This is a genomic window from Novosphingobium sediminis, from assembly GCF_007991615.1.
GTDB classification, from domain to species: Bacteria; Pseudomonadota; Alphaproteobacteria; order Sphingomonadales; family Sphingomonadaceae; genus Novosphingobium; species Novosphingobium sediminis.
The window spans coordinates 1-19,806 of record NZ_BJYR01000030.1 but is presented as its reverse complement, the minus strand read 5'-3'; the positions used below and the strand labels follow the sequence as shown (position 1 = coordinate 19,806).

Annotated in this window: 16 protein-coding genes and 5 pseudogenes; 13 read left to right on the top strand and 8 right to left on the bottom strand. The window is 61.0% G+C overall.

What is annotated here, in order from left to right; all coding sequences use genetic code 11:
• Window positions 1-9: 9 nt before the first annotated feature.
• Window positions 10-477, bottom strand: coding sequence for a MarR family winged helix-turn-helix transcriptional regulator (locus NSE01_RS19180; RefSeq protein ID WP_011608126.1), 468 nt, complete (start codon window positions 475-477; stop codon window positions 10-12).
• 132 nt (window positions 478-609) lie between these two features.
• Here NSE01_RS19180 and NSE01_RS19175 point away from each other — a divergent pair, with 132 nt between their 5' ends.
• Window positions 610-2,520 (top strand): FAD-binding monooxygenase, encoded by a 1,911-nt coding sequence (locus NSE01_RS19175; RefSeq protein ID WP_011608127.1) that lies wholly within the window; start codon window positions 610-612, stop codon window positions 2,518-2,520.
• Window positions 2,521-2,714: 194 nt separating this feature from the next.
• Complete coding sequence (locus NSE01_RS19170; protein ID WP_011608128.1) at window positions 2,715-3,317, top strand: TetR/AcrR family transcriptional regulator; 603 nt, start codon at window positions 2,715-2,717, stop codon at window positions 3,315-3,317.
• A gap of 194 nt (window positions 3,318-3,511) precedes the next feature.
• On the opposite strand, the gene NSE01_RS19165 is transcribed toward NSE01_RS19170, so the two are convergent.
• Window positions 3,512-4,006 carry a MarR family winged helix-turn-helix transcriptional regulator gene (locus NSE01_RS19165; RefSeq protein ID WP_147161227.1) on the bottom strand — a complete coding sequence of 165 codons (495 nt, stop codon included), beginning with the start codon at window positions 4,004-4,006 and terminating at the stop codon, window positions 3,512-3,514.
• A gap of 173 nt (window positions 4,007-4,179) precedes the next feature.
• On the bottom strand, window positions 4,180-4,368 hold the full coding sequence (locus NSE01_RS21375) for a hypothetical protein (RefSeq protein ID WP_170233911.1): 189 nt from the start codon (window positions 4,366-4,368) through the stop codon (window positions 4,180-4,182).
• Window positions 4,369-4,383: 15 nt separating this feature from the next.
• Between NSE01_RS21375 and NSE01_RS21980 the strand changes: the two are divergent.
• Both NSE01_RS21980 and NSE01_RS19150 read left to right on the top strand, forming a co-directional pair.
• A pseudogene (locus tag NSE01_RS21980) lies at window positions 4,384-6,396 on the top strand (TonB-dependent receptor).
• Between the two features lie 77 nt (window positions 6,397-6,473).
• On the top strand, window positions 6,474-7,796 hold the full coding sequence (locus NSE01_RS19150; protein ID WP_170233909.1) for an MFS transporter: 1,323 nt from the start codon (window positions 6,474-6,476) through the stop codon (window positions 7,794-7,796).
• Window positions 7,797-7,826: 30 nt separating this feature from the next.
• Here NSE01_RS19150 and NSE01_RS19145 read toward each other — a convergent pair whose 3' ends face one another.
• Entirely contained in the window at window positions 7,827-8,846 is a 1,020-nt protein-coding gene (locus tag NSE01_RS19145) for an MFS transporter (RefSeq protein ID WP_281289536.1), read from the bottom strand.
• 95 nt (window positions 8,847-8,941) lie between these two features.
• Between NSE01_RS19145 and NSE01_RS19140 the strand changes: the two are divergent.
• The 3 genes and pseudogenes from NSE01_RS19140 to NSE01_RS19130 all read left to right on the top strand — a co-directional run.
• Window positions 8,942-9,762 (top strand): annotated as a pseudogene (locus NSE01_RS19140) (helix-turn-helix domain-containing protein); the annotation flags it as partial.
• 651 nt (window positions 9,763-10,413) lie between these two features.
• The gene (ltrA, locus tag NSE01_RS19135) at window positions 10,414-11,928 is read left to right on the top strand and encodes a group II intron reverse transcriptase/maturase (protein WP_067734573.1); all 1,515 of its coding nucleotides are present in this window, start codon (window positions 10,414-10,416) and stop codon (window positions 11,926-11,928) included.
• A gap of 67 nt (window positions 11,929-11,995) precedes the next feature.
• Window positions 11,996-12,544 (top strand): annotated as a pseudogene (locus NSE01_RS19130) (transposase); the annotation flags it as partial.
• Between the two features lie 338 nt (window positions 12,545-12,882).
• On the opposite strand, the gene NSE01_RS19125 reads toward NSE01_RS19130, so the two are convergent.
• Window positions 12,883-13,749, bottom strand: coding sequence for a recombinase family protein (locus NSE01_RS19125; protein ID WP_006953933.1), 867 nt, complete (start codon window positions 13,747-13,749; stop codon window positions 12,883-12,885).
• A gap of 222 nt (window positions 13,750-13,971) precedes the next feature.
• Entirely contained in the window at window positions 13,972-15,375 is a 1,404-nt protein-coding gene (locus NSE01_RS19115; protein WP_246135294.1) for a DUF4158 domain-containing protein, read from the bottom strand.
• Window positions 15,376-15,485: 110 nt separating this feature from the next.
• Here NSE01_RS19115 and NSE01_RS19110 point away from each other — a divergent pair.
• Window positions 15,486-15,752 (top strand): annotated as a pseudogene (locus tag NSE01_RS19110) (Tn3 family transposase); the annotation flags it as partial.
• A 138-nt stretch (window positions 15,753-15,890) separates the two neighbouring features.
• Here the strand turns inward: NSE01_RS19110 and NSE01_RS19105 are convergent.
• Window positions 15,891-16,412 (bottom strand): hypothetical protein, encoded by a 522-nt coding sequence (locus NSE01_RS19105; protein ID WP_011608014.1) that lies wholly within the window; start codon window positions 16,410-16,412, stop codon window positions 15,891-15,893.
• An 89-nt stretch (window positions 16,413-16,501) separates the two neighbouring features.
• Window positions 16,502-16,861 (bottom strand): hypothetical protein, encoded by a 360-nt coding sequence (locus tag NSE01_RS19100; RefSeq protein ID WP_092960355.1) that lies wholly within the window; start codon window positions 16,859-16,861, stop codon window positions 16,502-16,504.
• A gap of 344 nt (window positions 16,862-17,205) precedes the next feature.
• On the opposite strand from NSE01_RS19100, the gene NSE01_RS19095 reads away from it, so the two are divergent.
• The 5 genes and pseudogenes from NSE01_RS19095 to NSE01_RS19075 form a co-directional block, all read left to right on the top strand.
• A complete protein-coding gene (locus tag NSE01_RS19095; protein ID WP_011608016.1) occupies window positions 17,206-17,520 on the top strand; it encodes a hypothetical protein in 315 nt (104 codons plus the stop codon).
• Between the two features lie 62 nt (window positions 17,521-17,582).
• A complete protein-coding gene (traL, locus tag NSE01_RS19090) occupies window positions 17,583-17,867 on the top strand; it encodes a type IV conjugative transfer system protein TraL (RefSeq protein WP_011608017.1) in 285 nt (94 codons plus the stop codon).
• Window position 17,868: 1 nt separating this feature from the next.
• On the top strand, window positions 17,869-18,474 hold the full coding sequence (locus NSE01_RS19085) for a type IV conjugative transfer system protein TraE (protein WP_092960357.1): 606 nt from the start codon (window positions 17,869-17,871) through the stop codon (window positions 18,472-18,474).
• A complete protein-coding gene (locus tag NSE01_RS19080) occupies window positions 18,471-19,295 on the top strand; it encodes a type-F conjugative transfer system secretin TraK (RefSeq protein ID WP_092960359.1) in 825 nt (274 codons plus the stop codon). The genes NSE01_RS19085 and NSE01_RS19080 overlap by 4 nt, the downstream gene beginning before the upstream one ends.
• A pseudogene (locus tag NSE01_RS19075) lies at window positions 19,295-19,806 on the top strand (conjugal transfer protein TraB); the annotation flags it as partial. The gene NSE01_RS19080 and the pseudogene NSE01_RS19075, both read left to right, overlap by 1 nt.

Genomic DNA, 19,806 nt, shown 5'->3' with positions numbered 1-19,806 from the left:
GGGTCGATCTCAGATCCGTTGCGGCGCACGGCTGAGGTCATTGGCTCCGTCAACCGCTTTGCGCAGGAGGCGCAGGAGCTCGTTCGCCTCTTGTGCGCTCAGCCCTCGGGTCATGAGCCGTTGGGCTGCTTCCACGCCCGGGCGGACCAGCTCAAGAGTCGATCGTCCTTCCGCAGTAACAGCCAAGGCGCGCGCGCGCCTGTCGTTCTTGCTGATGCTCCGCTCAATGAGGCCTTTGCTTTGCAATCTGTCGACGACGCCTGTGATCGTAGTGCGATCAAGGGCGATCTCCTTTGCCAGGCTTGCCTGGTCGAGACCTGGACAGGTATTTATCGCGGCAAGCGCGGCGTATTGAACGGGCGTTATGTCGCATCCGATCGCATCCATCTCGGATTGGAACACTGCAACGGCGATCTGCTGGAAGCGGCGGGCAAGATGGCCCGGTTTGTTTTGGTAATCGCGGTCGGTCGTGCCCATGGGACCCCTCGGATAACACAAATGGTATTGTCAGTACACTGAGGATCAGTATACTGAGTTGCTCCCGATGTCCAACAGCCAATTTGGCCAACAGGGCGGAGGACTCAGCGCATCGGAACCGGAGGACGGCAAATGCAATATCATCTGAACGGATTTCATCCCGGAGATCCCGACATTTCCCCAGCCGCAGCAAACACCACAATTGAACGAGCCCGGCTTCCTCGGGAGGTGGATGTTGTCATTGCCGGATGTGGCCCTGCTGGGCTTTGCCTTGCCGCGCAGCTATCGCGCATCGCCGAGATTTCGACTTTGATTGTCGAGCCCAAGGCGGGGCCCATGGAGCGCGGACAGGCCGATGGTATCAATGTGCGTTCCATGGAGATGTTTCAAGCTTTCGGGTTTGCCGAGAAGATCAAGCGCGAGTCGGTCTGGATCAATGAAACCACCTTCTGGAATCCGGATCCTGCCGATCCTGCAAGGATTCGCCGCGTAGGCCGGGTGCAGGATGTCGCAGACGGGCTCAGCGAGATGCCGCACATCCTGATCAACCAGGCGCGTGTGCATGATATGTATCTCGACATCATGCGCAACTCTCCGACTCGGCTTGAGCCGGAGTACGATCTCAAGGTGGCAACCCTTTCGGTCGATCACGATGCCGCCGACTATCCGGTGACCGTAACTCTCGAACACACTTCACCCGAACGTCTGGGACAGACCGAAACGGTCCGGGCCCGCTACGTCGTCGGTTGCGATGGTGCCCGCTCGAACGTGCGCAATGCCATCGGCGGGGCACTCCATGGTGACGCAGCGCACCAGGCCTGGGGAGTCATGGACGTACTGGCGACGACCGACTTCCCTGACTACCGCATGAAGGCAATCATCCAGTCGGAAAGCATGGGTTCGATCCTCGTTCTTCCGCGCGAAGGCGGCTATCTCGTCCGGCTCTACGTTGAACTGGACAAGCTGAATGAGGACGAGCGGGTCGCCGACCGCGGGTTGGGCATCGATGACGTAATCGCCAAGTGCAAGCGCATTCTCCATCCTTACACAATCGATGTGAAGGAAGTGGTGTGGTGGTCGATTTACGAAATCGGCCATCGACTGACCGACACTTTCGACGACGTGCCCAAGGCGCTGGTTGGCAAACGCACGCCCCGGGTTATGCTCGCGGGGGACGCCTGTCATACGCACAGTCCCAAAGCAGGTCAGGGCATGAACGTCTCAATGGGCGATACTTTCAACCTGGGCTGGAAGCTGATTTCTGTTCTCACTGGACGATCCGGCCCCGAACTTCTGCAGACCTACTCGGCCGAGCGCTGGGCCGCCGCAAAGGGCTTGGTTGATTTCGACCACCGATGGGCGCGGGTCGTCGGCACGCGATCCGAAGTCGATGCCAACGACGCGATGCCGCGATTCCAGCGTGAATTCATCAACAATGGCGAATTCACGGCAGGCCTTACAGTTCGCTACGAACCATCGGTCCTGACCGGAACCGACAGCTGGCAGGAACTTGCCACAGGCTTTCCGATTGGCATGCGTTTCCATTCCGCGCCGGTCATCCGCCTTGCCGACGCCAAGCCCATGCACCTGGGCCATGCGATCGATGCGGATAACCGCTGGCGGATATTCACGTTCGCGCCACAAGACGACAGCGGCCAGGCCGGAGGCGCGATCGATTCGCTCTGCGCCTTCCTTGAAAGCGCGCCGGACTCCCCGGTACGCAAGCATACCCGCTCCGGAGAGGATATCGATGCGGTGATCGATGTCCGGGCTGTTTTCCAGCAGGGATTCCGCGATCTGGAGCATTCGGCGATGCCGGCCCTGTTGCGGCCTGTCAAAGGCATCTATGGTCTGTGCGACTACGAAAAGGTCTTCTGTGCTGACCTGAAGAGTGGCGACGACATCTTCGACATGCGAGGCGTCGACCGGCGGAAGGGATGCGTCGTCGTTGTACGCCCTGACCAGTACGTGGCGCAGGTCTTGCCGATCGACGCCTACAGCACACTTGCACAGTTCTTTGCCGGATTCCTCCTGCCAGTGTGAAAAGCTTGGCGCCCTGCTCCTTCCGGTGGTCCAGATGGAACAGGGCACCCTTTCCACTGCGCTGGCTGCAGTTCCCCAGAAATAATGCCTTTGCCAGCACCGCTGGAATGAATAGTATCGATCGAGCCCATCGTATGAGGCACGGCGCGTCCGGCAAACTGGGCGGGATTTCTCCAATCTTCGGGAAGGTGAGAGTGTCTGTTCCGGCCAGAGCCCTGAGAAAGGAGCAAAAGGACCTTACCCGTGAGCGGATACTCGAGGCCGCGACCCGCTTGCTGGCAGACAGCGGTTATGCTTCGCTACGTGTGGCCGCCGTTGCGAAGGAAGCAGGCGTGTCGCTCGGCGGACAACTTCACCACTTTCCCACCAAGGACGACCTGGTCCTTGCCGTGCTGGAGCGGTTGTCCATTCAGATCATTGAGCTGGCTCGGACCGATGCATCGCAAGCCGACGGGAATCCGGACGTGTTCGGGCTAATCGCCGAAAGTGCCCGCCGTTTTTATGCAACCGAGGAATTTCTGATATTCCTCGACATATTCCTGTCGGTTCGTCGGCATAGCCTGTTTGGCGACGCGGCCAAGTCTCTGATATCACGCGAACGAACTGCAGTCGAACAGGTCTGGAAACCCCATCTCGTCAAGAGGGGAGTGGATGGCGACCGGGCATTGGCCATTATTCGCGCCATTTGGGCGCTTGCTCGCGGCCAGGCGATTTCATCGTCTGAGGAGCACCGGGCCGCCAACGAAACCGTCATGTCTCTCGTCATCGAGGCTCTGAAGGCGGAGTTGAACGGGTGATTCCGCCCGCGGGGGCGCGTGGCATGCAGACTTCGGGTTGGCTCCCGAGCAAACAATGTCGCTCTTCTATCGATCAATAGGCGCGCAGGTGCATGATCAAGGCCGGACCCGCCGGTGGCGAGCTTGGCGACACCAGTGGCCCGGGCAGGGCGGCATGACGCCGGCGCCGGTGCTTCCCCCCGGTCGAACAAGCGTCAAGGGGCGAGTACCGACTCCAGCGAACTGCGAATGCGCGCCACCATGCGGCCGAATTCCTCTTTCTCCTGATCGCTCAGGCACCCGACTGCGAGCGCCTCGACATCCACGGCGCTCGCTCTCGCCAGCGCCTCGACCTCGACCCCGCGCGCCGTCAGCTTGTAGCGGGTCTTGCGGGCATCCACGCGATCCTTGTACCGTTCAACCAGCCGCTTTTCTTCGAGTATCCTGAGTGCCGATACGGTAGTCGGCGAGCGAACGCTGAAGTATTCGCTCATTTCCTTGGGTGTAATCCCCGCATGCATGCCGATGACTGCGAGGTAGCGGCAGGCATTGGTCGACAGACCGAAGCGACGAACCCGCTCGTCGATCGCCTGATTGAACAAGCGATACAGATCGCGCGCCAACAATCCAATATCGGTCTTGACGGGGTTGAAAGCGAGCTGGCTTGGCAATTCCTGCCCTTCATCGGATGGGAGGCTGATCTCGTCCATGATCTTCAATCCTTAGGCGAAAGAGCGGCATCGTCAACACCCCTGGCAGGGACGAACGAACATAAATAGATACTCTTCCTATTGACAGTGTGAATCGACTTTGTATGGTTCGTCACAAGCCAACAAGCCGTGGCAATAGGGGAGGGAGAAATGCGTCGTACCGCGATGGCCGACTACCGGGTGGCCTTGCTCATTGCCGCGGCAGGATATTGCGCGCCGGCCTGGGCGCAGGCAAATGCGGAGCGCCCTGAACACCGGCCCTGGCCGGCGCCGACGAGGAAGCCATCCGCGCCACCGGGCGGCCCGGCGCGTCGGGCGACGAGATCGTTGTCACCGCGTCGCGGCGCGAACAGCGCCTTCAAGATACCGCCCTCACCGTGAACGCGGTCAGCGCGGATCGCCTCGATGCGGCCAACGTGACCGACACCGCGGGGTTGCAGACCACCGTGCCTTCGCTCAACATCGCCACCAGTGCCGGATCGAGCTTCGTCTACGTGCGCGGTGTCGGCAGCAACGTGTTCGGATCGTTCACGGATAACAGTGTTGCAACCTACGTGGACGGGGTCTACATCCCGCGCAACACTTACGCGATCCAGGAACTGTTCGACGTCGACCGCGTGGAAGTGCTGCGCGGTCCGCAAGCGACGCTCTACGGGCGGAACGCGACCGGTGGCGTCATCCTCATCTCCACCGCGGCGCCTACCGATACCGTGAAGGCATCCGCCGATTTCCAGGTCGGAAACCATGACAGCCTGCGCGCCCGGGGCATGATCTCGGGGCCGCTGGTCGACGGTCTGCTGTCGGCCCGCTTCAGCGCGGTTCGCAGCAAGCACGCCGGCTATTCCAAGGACCTGGGGACCGGCCAACGCTACGACGACAAGGATTTCTGGGCTGTCCGGGGCGCGCTGCGGGCCACGCCGGCGCCCAATCTCACCATCACCCTCTCCGGCAACTATAGCAAGGAGAACGGGGCGCCGGGGACGATCAAGGCGATCGATCCCAATGCCTTTCCATTCGTGACCACCCCGGCAGGCCCCGGGGCCCCCTTCTCGGCTGATCCCCGTGCATCGTATCACAGCGTCGTCGACAGCAATCCGATGAAGAGCTACGGCGGCAACCTTCGCATTGTCCTGGACACGAGCATCGGCGTTCTGCAGACGAACACCGCCTACAACCGCTACAGGCTTGGTCCGACGGTCCTCGATCTGGACGATTCCATCGTGCCGCTGCTGGAATATCGCGGCCAGCTCAGCACGACCGATTTCTTCTATCAGGACATCACCCTGACATCGAAGCCCGGGGATTCCCGTTTCGACTGGCTGCTTGGTTTTACCTATGCGGATGAGGATACCGGCGGACTGCTGCCGGTGCTGACCCCCGGCGGCCTCAGTTCCACGATCTCGGGCACGAAGGTCAAATCCTACGCCGGGTATGCCGAACTCGGTTTCAGGATTTCCCGGCAGCTGAGGATCGTCGGCGGGCTGCGCTACAGTTCCGAGGAGCGCTTCGGCACTTCGGCCCGGACGATCGCGGGCGCCACGGCGACCGGAACCAATCGGAAGAAATGGACCGACTGGTAGCCCAGGGCGTCGCTCGAGTTTCGACCCGCCGATGACATTCTTGTTTATGCGAGCGCGACGCGGGGGTTCAAGAGCGGGGCATTCGATCCGCAGAACGTGGCGAGTGCGGCCAATCCCGAATCGATCTGGAACTATGAGCTTGGCCTGCGCACCCAGTTCTTCGACCGGCGGTTGACGTTGAACGCCACGGCCTTCCATTACGACTATCGCGATCTCCAGATATTCAATGGCCTCCTGCAGGGAACCCAGGTCCTGACCTTCCTGCAGAACGCCGGTCGCGCCAAGGTGGACGGACTGGAACTGGAAGGTTCGTTCCTTGCGGTCGAAGGCGTGCGGATCGGCGGAACGCTATCTTTCCTCAATGGGCGCTATTCGCAAGGCACCGTCCTCGCTGATCTTGCCAACGCCATTCCCGGCCGTCCGCCGGCGACACCGGCGATCGTCCAGTATCTCGATGTCGGCGGCAACCGGATGATCCAGTCGCCGCGCTTCACCGGAACCGCCTTTGTCGAGATCGAGGTGCCGCTCGGATCGGTGGGAAGGCTGCAATTCTATGCCGACTATTTCCGTCAGTCGCGGCGGTACTTCACGGCCTTCGAGGACCCGACGATGTCCGCGCCGGCCTACGACACGATCAATGCCAGGCTGACCTATCACCTGCCGGGTGACAACATCTATATTGCCGCCTACGTGCGCAACGCGGGCAATACGCTGGTCACCAGCATCATGTCGCGACAGCCGCCGTTCGGCACCACAGAGACCTATGCGCCGCCGCGCCTGACAGGCATCGAGGTCGGATTCCGCTTCTAGTTTGGGCGTCGGACAGGCGCGCGGGCGGTTCGCGCGGCTTGTCCGCCGGCTGCCTGCAAATGCGAGGATGGCCTCATATGTCGCAGAATGGCAAGAGCGATGCTTCCGATGGCAGTTCGGCAATCGGCAAGATCAATCTTCGTATCCTGCCGTTTCTGTTCTTCGTGATTTTCGCCGCCTTCGTCGATCGGACGAACGTAAGCTACGCCGCCCTGCCGATGTCCTCGCACCTTGGCCTGACGGCGAGCATGTTCGGCTTCGGCGCGGGCATATTCTTCCTGGGCGAGGCGCTCTTCTCGGTTCCCAGCACGATGGCCGCCCGCCGGGCGGGAGTGCACAAGTGGATTCCGCTGTTGATGGTGGGTTGGGGGACTTGCGCCAGTGCGATGGCTTTCGTGACCCGCCCTGTCGCATTCTATGTGCTGAGATTCCTGCTCGGGGTCGCAGAAGCCGGCGTGATGCCGTCCATGATCCTCGCCGCCGCGCTGTGGTGGCCAGAATCGCATCGGGCGCGGGTCATCACCGGGATTACCTCGGGCACCGGCGTCGCGATGGTCGTCGGCGCGCCATTGGCCGCCGTGCTCATTGAGATCGAGGGGGCGCTGGACCTGGCCGGCTGGCGCTGGCTGTTCCTGTTGGAGGGGCTGCCGGTGATTGCAGTCGGGTTGGTTGCGCTGTTGGTGTTTCCGGCCGACCCCCAGTCCGCGCGATGGCTCAGCCAGAGCCAAAAGCACTGGCTGGCCAGGCAGATGCAAGGCGACGCGGCTCGACGGTCAGAGCCCGGCGACGATGCGCCCCTGCCGCTTTCGTCCCATCTCGATCTGCTGCTGGTCGCGGCCCTGCTCAATTTCTCGGCGGCCGGCGCAATCGCGACGCTCGGGTTCTGGTTGCCTCAGATCGGTCAGCAATCGCTCGGCTACTCGCTGGGCGACGTCGGACGGCTGCTCGCGCCGCTCTACTTCGTCGGCATAGGCCTGGCCTATGTCGTGAGCCATGTCAGCGATCGAAGGCGGAGCCGCTACCCCATCGTCGCGGGCTGCTCCGTGGGAACGGCAGCGATCATCGCGGTATCGACAAGCCTCGGCACGACCGTGACGGCCTTCGTCCTGCTGGTGATCGCTTCGCTGGTGGCACGGTGCATGGGCGGCGTGTTCATGGCGGCGATCTCGGAAGACATGACCGGAAGAATTGCCGGCAAGGGCCTTGGCATCGTGATGATCTCGGCCGCGATCGGCATGTTCTGCGGCAACTGGGTGTTCGGCGTCCTGCGCGATGTCAGCGACGGCTTCGGCGCGGGGCTGGGGGCGCTGATGACCGTCGCCTGCCTGTGCGCGCTCTATCTCGAGCGCCGCCGGGCTCGGTCCCAAAAATGGCATTTTCGACCGCCTGTTGTTGATTGAGCGGGGCAGTGCCGCGCGTACTATGCAGGGTCACGCCTTTCGCAATTGTAAATTCCTCAAGAGCCCGATCCCTGCGGCAATCGCGGCAAGTACCGCAGCCACAGCGATTACCCGGTGCGATTCTTCCCCCGCCAACTGAAAAAGCATGGCGACAAGTGCCGTTCCGGAGATCAGACCGGAAAGGCGGGCAAGCGCCTGCATGCCTGCCGCTCCGCCGCTCCTTTCAGGCGGACCGGATGTCAAGGAGGTACGGTTGTTGGGTGTCTGGAACAATCCAAAGCCGATACCGCACGTCAGCGAACAGATGGATAGCACGACCAGAGATGTCGAGCCTAGGGCCAGGGTGAATCCGATCAGGCCAAGGGCAAGCACGGCTGCTCCCAAGGCCTCGAGTTGACCAGGATTATGCTCGGTTCGGTGGCCGGCGACGATTGCACCTATTGCTGTCGCGATAGCCCAAGGCGTGAGCACAATACCAATCTTGAACGTGTCGAGTCTGAAGTGGGTGTGCAGGATGAAGGGCAGGGACACCATTGCCATCATCTGCGCGGCATAGACGAAGAAAGAGGAAGAATAGGCGATTTTCAACGGACGGATACGCAACAGATCGACCGGGAGGATGGGGGTGCTTTGGTGTCTTGAGATCGCGACAAGTCCGCTCAACGCGATGATTCCCATTCCTGTTTGCAAGACTACGGGCCAACCGAACTCACCATGCGCGAACTGGACAAGGCCGAGTGAAGACAGTCCCAGAGCAAGAATGTACAAGGCCGTAGAACGCATGTCGAAGCCTGGCGAATTTCCTCGCTGCCTTGGGAAAGTGAACGCTCCGACCGCGAATGCGGCGACGCCGAGCGGAACGTTGAGCGCGAATAACCACGGCCAATCCAGAAATCTAAGGATCACTGCGGCGATGCCCGGCCCAGCCGCCGACCCGATGGCGATCACCAGGGCGTTGTATCCGATTCCACGCCCTAACAGTTCTTTCGGATATATGAATCGGACGAGTGCCCCGTTGACCGCTATCATTCCTGCCGCCCCAAGACCCAGGAAGAACCGCTGTTCCCCGTCAGCGCCAATGGCACAGATTTGAGGTTGTGAATTAAGGAGTGTTGGGGCTTCGTCGTAGTGACGAAGGAACGAAGATGAAGCCCCAACACTCCTTGAAAAAATCGCCTGCCAAGGCCCCTGCTGAGCGTGTGGTGAAGGACATCCGGCGGCAGACCCGGCGGCATTTTTCGGCCGAAGACAAGATCCGCATTGTGCTCGATGGGCTGCGTGGCGAAGACAGCATTGCCGAACTATGCCGCAAGGAAGGCATTGCCCAGAGCCTGTATTACACCTGGTCGAAGGAGTTCATGGAAGCGGGCAAGCGGCGCCTGGCGGGTGACACGGCTCGTGCCGCGACCAGCGGCGAGGTGCAGGACCTGCGCCGCGAAGCCCGTGCCCTGAAGGAATGCGTGGCCGACCTGACGCTCGAAAACCGTCTGCTCAAAAAAAGCATGATCGCGGATGGGGGCGACGACGAATGAGATATCCCGCATCCGAGAAGCTCGAGATCATCCGGATCGTCGAGCAGTCGCATCTGCCGGCGAAGCTCACCCTCGACAAGCTGGGGATCGCACGCCGGACGTTCTACCGCTGGTACGACCGGTTCCTCGAAGGCGGACCGGAGGCGTTGGAAGATCGGCCATCGGCACCGAGCCGCGTGTGGAACCGGATCCCGCCTGACATCCATGATCAGATCATCGAACTGGCACTGGAGCAGTCCGAGCTGAGCCCACGGGAGCTGGCGGTGCGCTTTACCGACGAAAGGCGTTACTTCGTGTCGGAAGCCACGGTTTACCGCCTTCTGAAGGCCCATGACCTGATCACCAGCCCGGCCTATGTGGTGATCAAGGCCGCCGATCAGTTCCACACCAAGACCACCCGGCCGAACGAGATGTGGCAGACCGACTTCACATACTGTGCGCCTCGTCCCGGATGGTCCGGGAGGCGTATGTTGGAATGCAAAGGAGAAAGGAGGAATTGAACGAATGCCTTGCCCTCTGCTGTGAGGGGGCATGAGCCCAAGCGGCGGTGACCTGCTGTCAACTGGCAGGGTGACGTAGCCCGCAGGTAAAGGGGATTGAGGCGAAGCCGTTACGCCGAGATGGTCCCCGAGGCTGTAGCGCTGGAAGGTTGAGGAACACGAACCGGTTAATCCGCATCCGAGGGCTGAAATGTCGCCTTCGCCTACACGGCTTAACAGGCGGAATGCTGATGATGGCGCCGGAGACGTATGTCGGCGGCATCCGAATGCGGGCGTACATGTAGGTCGCCCGCAGGGAGCCATGGAGAGAATGCAGCCAGACCATGGCATCGGCATCGACTTGCGGGACGCAAGGACAAGGACTGCGACCGGCAGCCTCCCCAGCGCGCGAAAGTCCAGCATATGAACGAGGGAAGGCATGATGGAATGCCAAGGGAGTTGGCCCCGATGTCCACCATGCTGGCGGAGTCCCCGTAGTAGTCCGCGACAGGGAAAGCCTGTCACATGGCGAAGGGGGACAGTTCAATCTGCTTGAAGTGCAAACTACCTGACCAAACGAGGTGAAGACCTTTGATAATCAGTGAAATGCAGCACAAGCTCGCGACATGGGCCGAGAGCGATCCGAACCGCAGGTTCGACCGCCTACTCCGGCTCATTGCTGACAGGGCGTGGCTTGCCGAGGCGGCCCGGATCGTGCTGGCGTCTAGCGGCGCCAAAACCCCGGGCATCGACGGAATGGACAAGCAACGGATGCAGGCTGGACTGGCAGAACATCTGGCCAGTCTGCGGACGGATTTGCTGACGGGGAATTACGCCCCGCAGCCGGTCAGGCGAATCTATATCCCGAAAGCCAATGGCAAGAAACGTCCACTGGGTATCCCGACCCTGACAGACCGCATCGTCCAACGTGCGATGCTGATGGCCATGGAACCGATCTGGGAGAGCGACTTCCATCGCCTCTCCTACGGCTTCCGGCCGGAGCGCAGCGTGCATCACGCTGTCCGGACAGTGAAGATACAGTTGCAGGATACTGGCGCCGGAACGCGGGGCCGCTGGATCATCGAAGGTGATCTGGCGAGCTACTTCGATACCGTCCACCACCGGCTTCTGCTTCGCTGCGTCCGGCAGCGTATCCGGGATGATCGGTTCGTCGATCTGCTCTGGCGGTTCCTGAAGGCAGGCCACATTGACCGTGGCCTGTTTGTCGCCTCAAGTGAAGGTGTTCCGCAAGGCGGCGTGCTGTCGCCGCTCCTGTCCAACATCATGCTCCATGAGTTTGATGCGTGGCTGGAGGCGAAATACCTGAGCGCCAAGGCGCGAAAGGATCGCTGGGCATGGAACTTCGGCATCCAGCAGGGACGCCCCATCACGGTTCGCGAGAACCGGCAATGGAAACCTGCTGTCGCCTACTGCCGCTACGCCGACGACTTCGTCGTCATCGTCAAGGGCACCAAGGCACATGCCGAGGCCATCCGCGAGGAATGCCGGGCCTTTCTGGAAGACGGCCTGAAGCTGACGTTGAATATGGACAAGACCCATATCACCCACGTCAACGACGGGTTCGTGTTCCTCGGGCACCGGATTATCCGCAGGCGGGGATCGAGCGGACGCATGTCCGTGGTCTCGACGATACCCAAGGAGAAAGCCAAGACCTTCGCTCGCCGACTGGTCGAGGCGCTCTCCGGCAATCATGAGGTTGCCGCGGTGGACATGATCGACAGCCTGAACCGCCAACTGGTGGGCTGGGCTGCGTTCTATAAGTTCACCGACTTCACGGCGCGCACATTCCGGCGCATCGACACCGTCGTGTTCTGGAAAATGGCGCACTGGTTGGCGCAGAAGTACCGATCCCGTATCAAGCCCTTGATGCGCAAATGGTACCGCGTGCCGGCAATCGGCCAAGCAAAGACGTGGCTGATTTACGACCGGAGCAATCAGGGCAATGCCGTCGGCAAGGCGCTGCGACGACTGGTCACCAGCCAGAAGATGCAGTTCCGGTGGCGGAACCCGGAGCGAAATCCCTACATCTTCAGGGACGAACTCCGAAACACCGTCACTTCTCGCTATCATGATGTCGCCATGGCCATGGGCCAAGGTTGAATGGAGAGCCGTATGCGCTGAAAGGTGCACGTACGGTTCGGGGAGGGGAAGCGCTTATGCGCTTCCTACTCCACTCAAGATTATCGGGTGGGGCTGGATGTACCTGTCGACCGTGCTCGACGACTTCTCACGCTACATCATCGCCTGGAAGCTGTGCACCAACATGCGCGCCGAGGACGTGACCGACACGCTGGACATGGCACTGGCCGCATCGGGCTGCGACAGCGCCACGGTGCTGCACAAGCCAAGGCTGCTGTCGGACAATGGCCCCAGCTACATCGCCGGCGAACTGGCGGAATACATCGAGGCCCAGAAGATGAGCCATGTGCGCGGTGCCCCGCTACACCCGCAGACCCAGGGCAAGATCGAGCGCTGGCATCAGACCCTGAAAAACCGCATCCTGCTGGAAAACTACTTCCTGCCCGGCGACCTCGAGGCCCGGATCGAGGCCTTCGTCGAGCACTACAACCACCAGCGTTACCACGAGAGCCTCAGCAACGTGACGCCCGCCGATGCCTACTTCGGCAGGGCACCGGCAATCATCAAACTGCGCGAAAGGATCAAGCGACAGACCATCGAACATCGGCGCTTGCAGCACCGCAAGTTCGCCGCCTAACATCAACCCCCTGACGAGGTCCGCACTCCGCTAATCTACGCCGCGAGTTGTGCCGAATGTTCTGACGACGGACAGGCTATACCCTATATTGACAATTATAGACTTGTGGCCCGAGCAAGGCTGTCAAGTGCTGGTCGATGGTTTCTAGTATCAATTTACGTCGAGGTAGCCCCCGTCATCAACGTAAGCATTCGGGAAGGCGCAGTTCGGGCGGCTTGGCATTGACCTGCTTGTTTCTTATTCATGCTTGCTGTCTCGGCCTGATCTGATAGGCCCAGTCGGCCCGAAGCTGCGATTTTGGCCAGGTTGAAGAACGAACACTGAACGCTTGATTGATTCTACCAGGACCGTTGCTGACCACCGACCTCGTAGATATCGGCTTCCATGGAGCAATTGTAGCTCTCTGCGATGTTGAACATCTCGGAGAGGAGGCTTTGGATTTCCTCATCAAGGGAAATGCCATCCGGATCGGGGTCATAGGCGACGGTCAGTTTGTAATCACAATTGCCGTTTTTTACCATGGCGTAGTCGCGTTCCAGCATCGCCTCAATCCGCTCCCGAGCGGGTTTTCTACCTCTTCCACGCTTGTTGAAGTTCTCGATAATCAGATGCAGGGCGATGCTGGCAGTGGGCGGCTTTTCCGGCAGTTTGGTCTGTGACGGAATAATGTCGAGCGCCCGATAGACGGTCATTCGTGAGACCTTCAGGTCGCGGGCAACGCGGGCCTTGCTGGCGCCGGCGGCAAGGCGACGGCGGATTTCATCGTCATCGACGTTCTTCTTCCGGCCTTTGTAAACGCCTTCGGCGCGCGCCGCTTCGATCCCGGCGCGCTGACGATCCTTGATGAACTTCAGCTCCATATCGGCGACCATGCCGAGTATGGTGATGACCATTCGCCCCATGTCGCCCGCCGTCGTCACCTCTGGCTCAAGGATGCGCAGCGAAGCTCCCTTTTCATCAAGCTCATGCACCAGGTTCAGGACATCGCGCGTGGAGCGGCCGAGCCGGTCGAGCCGCAGCACGACCAGCTCGTCGCCGGTGTGCATAAACTGCATGATCGTTTCCAGTTCCGTGCGCCCGCTCCGCGAGGCCCCCGATCCGGTCTCGGAACGGATAATTTCGCAACCTGCATTCTTGAGGCGGCCAATCTGGATATCCAGATCCTGGTCCGTGGTGCTGACGCGGGCATATCCGATACGAGCCAAGTGCAAAATCCGTCACATTAGGGTGGCTCTTGCAGTGTATCGTCACATTGAGCGCAAACCCACCCTTTTGTGACAGACGAATGGTGTCACTCGGCCCTATCACTCTGGGGTGTACCCAAATGTTATAGGCCGATCAGCCGCCTCACGCTGCAAGCCGTCCAAAATCAATCCGGTCGTTCAGGTCGAGGTCGAAGCGGCCATAAGGGTTCACATGACTGTAGATCAACGGCGATCCGCCCCGACCACCCAGATTTCTTTGGAGCGGATGCGGTCGCGCAGTTGCGTCAGGACGCAAAGCTCATAGCTGATCCGGTTTACCCGCCCATCGTCATCAATGACGGAACTGCGCCATCGCGCTGGAATCACCTCATCGATCGGAACATCCTGCAATGGCACGAAGCGGCATCCGCCATCCACCTTGCTCCTGATCCAGTCGAGGGCCGCCAGGACCGGCCGCCACACCGCGTTGTTCGACCGGAACTCAAGTACGGAAAGCAGGCTTGGCAGCATGCGCCGGTAATGATTGGCCCAGGAACCACGCATCACCTTGTAGATGCGCCGGTCCAGAGCGCCCTTCGCATGGCTCTCCTTGACGATCGCCGCCAGCTTGGCCTTACCGGCGATCGGGAAAATGACATCGCAGATGCGCCCCGATGGTTCATTGATCGAGGCGCTGGCGATCTCGACCAGCAGGCGCTCCTTTCCATAGACCCGCTCGATGTCTTTCGCGATATCGCCCACCACCTTGCGTTTCGAGCGCGTTCCGATCTTGTGAACGGTTTCGATCAGCAGGTCGATCATCGCGTCAGTGAGTTGCGCCTCCCGCGACATTAGATAAATCGCATAAAGGCCGAGCTGTCGCGCCGGCGCATGCCGGCGCATCTCCGAGGCCTTTTCACCGGCAACGCGGCGAACAATCTGATCGACCCATGGCTTGCCCGTAGCCGTCAGGAGATCATGGGGAAGATCAAGTCTCTGGATAAAGGCGAGTTTCTCGGTCACGTCGAGAATGTTGTCGAGCGTTGCCTGTCCGGCGTCACCCTTCATCCTGTTGAATCCGGTCGAGCTGTCCGGATCGGCAAGCGAGGCTTCCAATAACGCCACCGCATCTGACGAAAGCCGATCACTGGTTCCGATCAGCCAGGTGTCCAGATAATCTTGCCGTTGTGAGCGAACGACACGTTCAAGCTCCTTGCGCGACGGCCCATAAATACGCCGGTCCCGGCACCACAGGAAAACATGCTCAAGCATGGCATTGATCGACTGGCCGCCCGGGCACAGCTCGCCAGCAATCCATTCCGTCAATTGCGCGCGATCCACCCGCTTCATGCGGTGATATCCAAGATGGATCAGGATCTCCGCACAATGCCGTCGTGCTGTCCGACTGGAAAAGTCATAACCGGCTATCTCGCCAGCCTCGACACCGAGTTGCTCGGCCAGATACGAGAGGCCATCGGTAGGGATTGAGCCGGGATCGATCGCGAAAAACCCCAGGGAAGCGAAGAATTTCAGCTGCGCGGCGAGGCCAAGGCGCGTCAGGGCCGGCTTCGAATTTACAAAATCAATATCGGCAAAGCTCAGGCTCCATCGTCCGATCAAATCCCCGCCCGGAATACTCCGATCCATCAACCCACTCCCTATGATGGAGCGAACTGTCCTCTTCTATGATCTCCATCGTCAATACCGAATGCCACGTTCCCAAAACGTTCTCCGACTTGGCCAAAATCGCAGCTTGGGGCCGACTGGGCCAGCTTGGAGCGCTCGGCCTGGTCGTCAATCTCGTCGTGCTCTGGAATACGATCTACATGGACGCCGCCATCAACCAGCTCGTCACTGAAGGCTACGACGCCAAGCCGGAGGATGTCGCGCGTCTCTCGCCGCTCGGCTTCGGCCACGTCAACATGCTCGGCCGATACGCCTTCACACTCCCGGAATTCGTCGCTCGCGGTGAACTCAGGCCGCTACGTGATCCGAAAACCGCCGATCCGGACGAAGAGCCTTGAAATCCTTATGTAGGTTTTCTGTTCCGTTGCTACTCAGACCCCAGATTCCGGCGAGCAGGCCAACGGCGGCATAGAGCTGGGTCCAGGCCGCGAGCGCTTCAGGGCGCATGACACTCTGCTGCGCGAGCCCTCCTCACATCACGCCTGCAACGTCCGGTCGTGCTCCATCACCCGCTCTTGGTGGGAGAGGAGCATGTCATAGGCCCGGCCCAGCGCTTCATGGATGATGGGTGGGCGCAGGGTCACCTGGATTTCGCCGCGCCGGCGCGTCAGGATTTCGCAGTAGAACCCTTTCATCGCCTCGCAGATGAGGAAGACCTCGGGGTCGTCATAGGCGGTGTGATCGTGCAAAAAGGTCACGCAAAACTTGGCGCGCACGCAATCGATATCGAGAGCCTCGAACAGGCGGTCGCGCAGGTCATCTTTGAGCGCCACCTTCTTGCGGATCACCTTGTGAAGACGCGGGCGAGCGATCTCGAGGCGATCGGCCAGATGAGCAAGAGGCAAGCCCTGCTTGCCCGCTTCGGCATCGATCAGACGCTTGTATTGCTCCTGCTCGGAGAGGCGCGGCGCAGCCTGTCCAAAGCAGAATACCGAGTCGCCCAAGGATGCTGGCTTCGGGCAGAAAACGGTCTCGGGTGTGACAGTGCTGTGCGGCATGGCTCGCCCCTTTCGGGACAATCGCTCTATGGGATACCATAGAGTGTCAAGTGTTTGCATTGCCGATTAAGGCAATTCCCATAGCGTTTTCAGATCAAGTGTCCGGGCTTTGTCAGGTGCACAATAAAGGGAATGACAGCCTTGTCCTTCACTGGCTTGCCGCTGATCTGCGCGATTCTTCGGCGCACGGCGTTATAATCGTCAAGCCACTCGGGACCCACTTCAAGCCAAACCTTGATTTGCCCGTCGATTGGATGCTGAGCGAGGAATCCGTCCAGGTCTTCGCGCGCGATCTCCATCGAACTGGCGCGCGAGCAGGCGTGCTGGACAGTTGCACGCAAGCTCTGGAATTTAGCGGTTTTCTTGGAAAAGTCACACATGGCGTCGGCCAGAAGTGCGAAGCAATTCTGGCTTATGAGCATCCGGATATTGCGTGTTCCGCTAGCCATCGAGTTTGCGCCGGGTGTTCCATGATCTGCGCGATCATGACCCAGAATCGTTAATTTTCCGAATCGCGAGGTGACTGGCCGATTCGCGCGGGCTAGTTTCGATCCAGGCAATGGCGGTTGCCTGCCCAGGTGACAGCTGCACGCAAGTGGAACTTCGGTATTCCGAAATGGAACCTCTCGATTTCCCAAATGGAAAACCAATAGCCGTCCCGAATCCATCTAGAGGAATGATGACGATTCGCGCATCGGAAGAAACCCTTCCTTAATTGCGACCAGATGCTCGCCCCTGTTCTTTGAACCTGCCCGGGGATGACGTGGGCGGTTTCAAAGAAGGAAGCATTGCGATGAAAAATTGGTTCAAGGGGAAGGGCGCAGGTATCGCCCAGGGCGCGGCGGTGGCGGCGCTGGGTCTGGCCTTCGGCAGCGAGGTGGCGATGGCCGGCGCCGACACCACGTTCAATACCGCGCTCACCGCGTTCACCGGCTTTCTCGAAGGCTCGGGCGGCAAGATCATCACCGTTCTCAGCCTCGCGGGCGGCATCGTCGGTCTCGCCTCGGGCCGCTTCAGCCTGGCCCAGGTCGCGATCCCCGTCGGGGTCGGGGTGGGGGCCGGCACCGGCGTTCCCATCGTCACCGCCGCGGTCACTGCGACCATCTGACCATTCGTTTGTCCGGCGCAGGCCTCGGCGTCTGACCGGATCCTTGGAGGGTGGTGTCTGCCATGCAGCGATACACGGTCCCGGCGCATCTCGATGATCCTGAACTGATCGGCTTTTGGACGCTCGATGAGTTCATCGCGATGATCGTGCCCTTCGCCTGGGGCGTCCTGTCTCAACATATTCTGATTGGGCTCTTAACAAGCGTGCTGGCCTGGTGGGGATTGCGCAAGTTGAAGGCGGGACGCGCGGTCTCGTGGATCATCCACACGGCCTACTGGTATCTGCCGGGCTCGTTCATGGGCCTCAAGGCGACGCCGCCCTCCCACCTTCGCGTGATGGCGGGCTGACATGGATCTCTCGATTTCGCATGCCCAGGCGCAGCGACTCTTGAAACAGCGCAACCTGCTGGCGATCGGCTGCGCCACGCTGTTCGGGGTTTCGGTGCTCCTTACGCTGACCGCGGCAAGCCGCGATCGCGAGGTGGTGCTGCAGCCGGTGCTGGCAAGGCCGCTGACGCTTTCCTCCTCGCACATCGACAAGGACTATCTCGAGCTCGTTACCCGCGATGCGGCGCTGCTCACGCTCAACCGCTCGCCGTCGAACCTCCAGTACTGGATGGATTCGATCCTCGAGATCACCGACCCCAGGACCCACGGCCGCATGAAGGCCGAGCTGATGAAGGTGTTCAGCGAACAGAACGGCTCGAACGTCTCGCAATACTTCACCATCGAAAAACTCACCGTCGATCCGGAAGGGCTGACCAGCGAGGTCAACGGCATCCTCCATACCGTCGTCGGATCGAAGGAAGTGACCGCCGAGGCGCGGACCTTCCGCTTCGTGTGGTCCTACTCGGGCGTGAGCCTGAAGCTCGCCGGGTTTGGCCAGGTCACTGGCAAAGGCGCGAATGGCAAGGACGCGGATCGCCAGAACACCACAGGGAGGGAAGACGCATGACGATAGCTCTCGCCCTGAGCCTGCCGGCCTGCGCGATGGGCGCGGGCGCCATGCTCGCCGGACGACCTTTCGCCACCCTTGGCAGACCCATCGGCGCCGCGCTGATCGCCCTGGGAGCGCTCGGCCTCGCATCGCCAGCTTTGGCCGATCAGAATGTCATGGCGGCCGACAACGGCACGGTCCAGTGCGTCGCCTCGGCCAGGGACCTCACCCGGATCAGCCTTGCGGGCGACCAGTTCGCCTCGGTCTCGAAAATCACTACCGGCAACCCGGCCGAAGATTTCAAGATCGTCAACGAGCCAGTGCGCGGCGACATCTATATCTCGGTGCCCGACGGCTTCCCGAAGGCGTCGCTCTCGTTCTTCGGCACGACCCGCAAGGGCTTCGTCTACAAGTTCGTCTGCCAGGTACGCGGCACCGAGGCCGAGCAGGTGTTCATCGCCAATGCCGCGATTACCAGCGATCGCGCCCGCGACTGGGAGGTGCAGAGCTCGCCCGAGGATGCCGCAGTGCGGCTTGCCCAGGCGATGTACCGCGGCGAAGCGATCGACGGCTTCGACATGCGCTCGACGGTTCTCGAACCGGTCATGGTCGGACGCCTCCAGGTCCAGCAGGTCGGCGAGTATCGCGGCGCGGAGATGAAGGGGCTGGTCCTGCGCGTGCGCAACACCGGGCGGCAGGCGCAAAGTCTTGATGAGAACATGCTCGCCGCACGCGGCGCGCTCGCCTTCATGGCGCCGGTGAGCGAACTCGCCTCCGGCCAGGAAGCCGCCGTCTACCTCATCCAGTCCAGTGCCAACACTTTGACAGGGGCGCGGTGATGGACTTGGCCAAGTTATTCCAGAAGAAGCCCAAGGCGCTCGATGCCGGCGAGGGCGCGGACGGTTCGCCGCTCGGCGATGCCATGGCGACCAACGAGGCGGTGAAGCGCAAGCAGATGCTGCTGCTTGGCGGCGCGGGCGCGGCCGCGCTTGTCGCCGGCTCGTTCTACATCTTCGACGACAAGCCGGGCAAAAGCGGCAAGGCGCTCGAGGAGGAAGTCGAGGGCGTCTCGGTCGACGAGATGGTCAACAAGAACATGGCCGAGAAGGAATGGCGCGCCCAGTCCGAAGCGCAGATCTCGGCGATGGACACCAACATGCGCGCACTCGCGGCGCGCGCCGAACGTGCCGACCAGCTCGAAGCCCAGCTCGCCCAGCAGTCGGGCGCCGGCATGCCGCCCGAGACCGAGCGCGTGCTCTCCGCCTACCAGAGCGAGAACGAGCAGCTGCGCGCCGCGCTCGCCGCCGCGCGCCAGTCGCCGGTGGGTTCCAGTGCGGGTATCAATTCCGG

What these genes read in the sequence shown, in the direction of transcription:
- NSE01_RS19180 (WP_011608126.1), bottom strand. Translation starts at nt 477, where the DNA reads ATGGGCACGACCGACCGCGATTACCAAAACAAACCGGGCCATCTTGCC.
- NSE01_RS19175 (WP_011608127.1), top strand. Translation starts at nt 610, where the DNA reads ATGCAATATCATCTGAACGGATTTCATCCCGGAGATCCCGACATTTCC.
- NSE01_RS19165 (WP_147161227.1), bottom strand. Translation starts at nt 4,006, where the DNA reads ATGGACGAGATCAGCCTCCCATCCGATGAAGGGCAGGAATTGCCAAGC.
- NSE01_RS19150 (WP_170233909.1), top strand. Translation starts at nt 6,474, where the DNA reads ATGTCGCAGAATGGCAAGAGCGATGCTTCCGATGGCAGTTCGGCAATC.
- ltrA (WP_067734573.1), top strand. Translation starts at nt 10,414, where the DNA reads ATGCAGCACAAGCTCGCGACATGGGCCGAGAGCGATCCGAACCGCAGG.
- NSE01_RS19115 (WP_246135294.1), bottom strand. Translation starts at nt 15,375, where the DNA reads ATGGATCGGAGTATTCCGGGCGGGGATTTGATCGGACGATGGAGCCTG.
- NSE01_RS19105 (WP_011608014.1), bottom strand. Translation starts at nt 16,412, where the DNA reads ATGCCGCACAGCACTGTCACACCCGAGACCGTTTTCTGCCCGAAGCCA.
- NSE01_RS19100 (WP_092960355.1), bottom strand. Translation starts at nt 16,861, where the DNA reads ATGGCTAGCGGAACACGCAATATCCGGATGCTCATAAGCCAGAATTGC.
- NSE01_RS19095 (WP_011608016.1), top strand. Translation starts at nt 17,206, where the DNA reads ATGAAAAATTGGTTCAAGGGGAAGGGCGCAGGTATCGCCCAGGGCGCG.
- traL (WP_011608017.1), top strand. Translation starts at nt 17,583, where the DNA reads ATGCAGCGATACACGGTCCCGGCGCATCTCGATGATCCTGAACTGATC.
- NSE01_RS19085 (WP_092960357.1), top strand. Translation starts at nt 17,869, where the DNA reads ATGGATCTCTCGATTTCGCATGCCCAGGCGCAGCGACTCTTGAAACAG.
- NSE01_RS19080 (WP_092960359.1), top strand. Translation starts at nt 18,471, where the DNA reads ATGACGATAGCTCTCGCCCTGAGCCTGCCGGCCTGCGCGATGGGCGCG.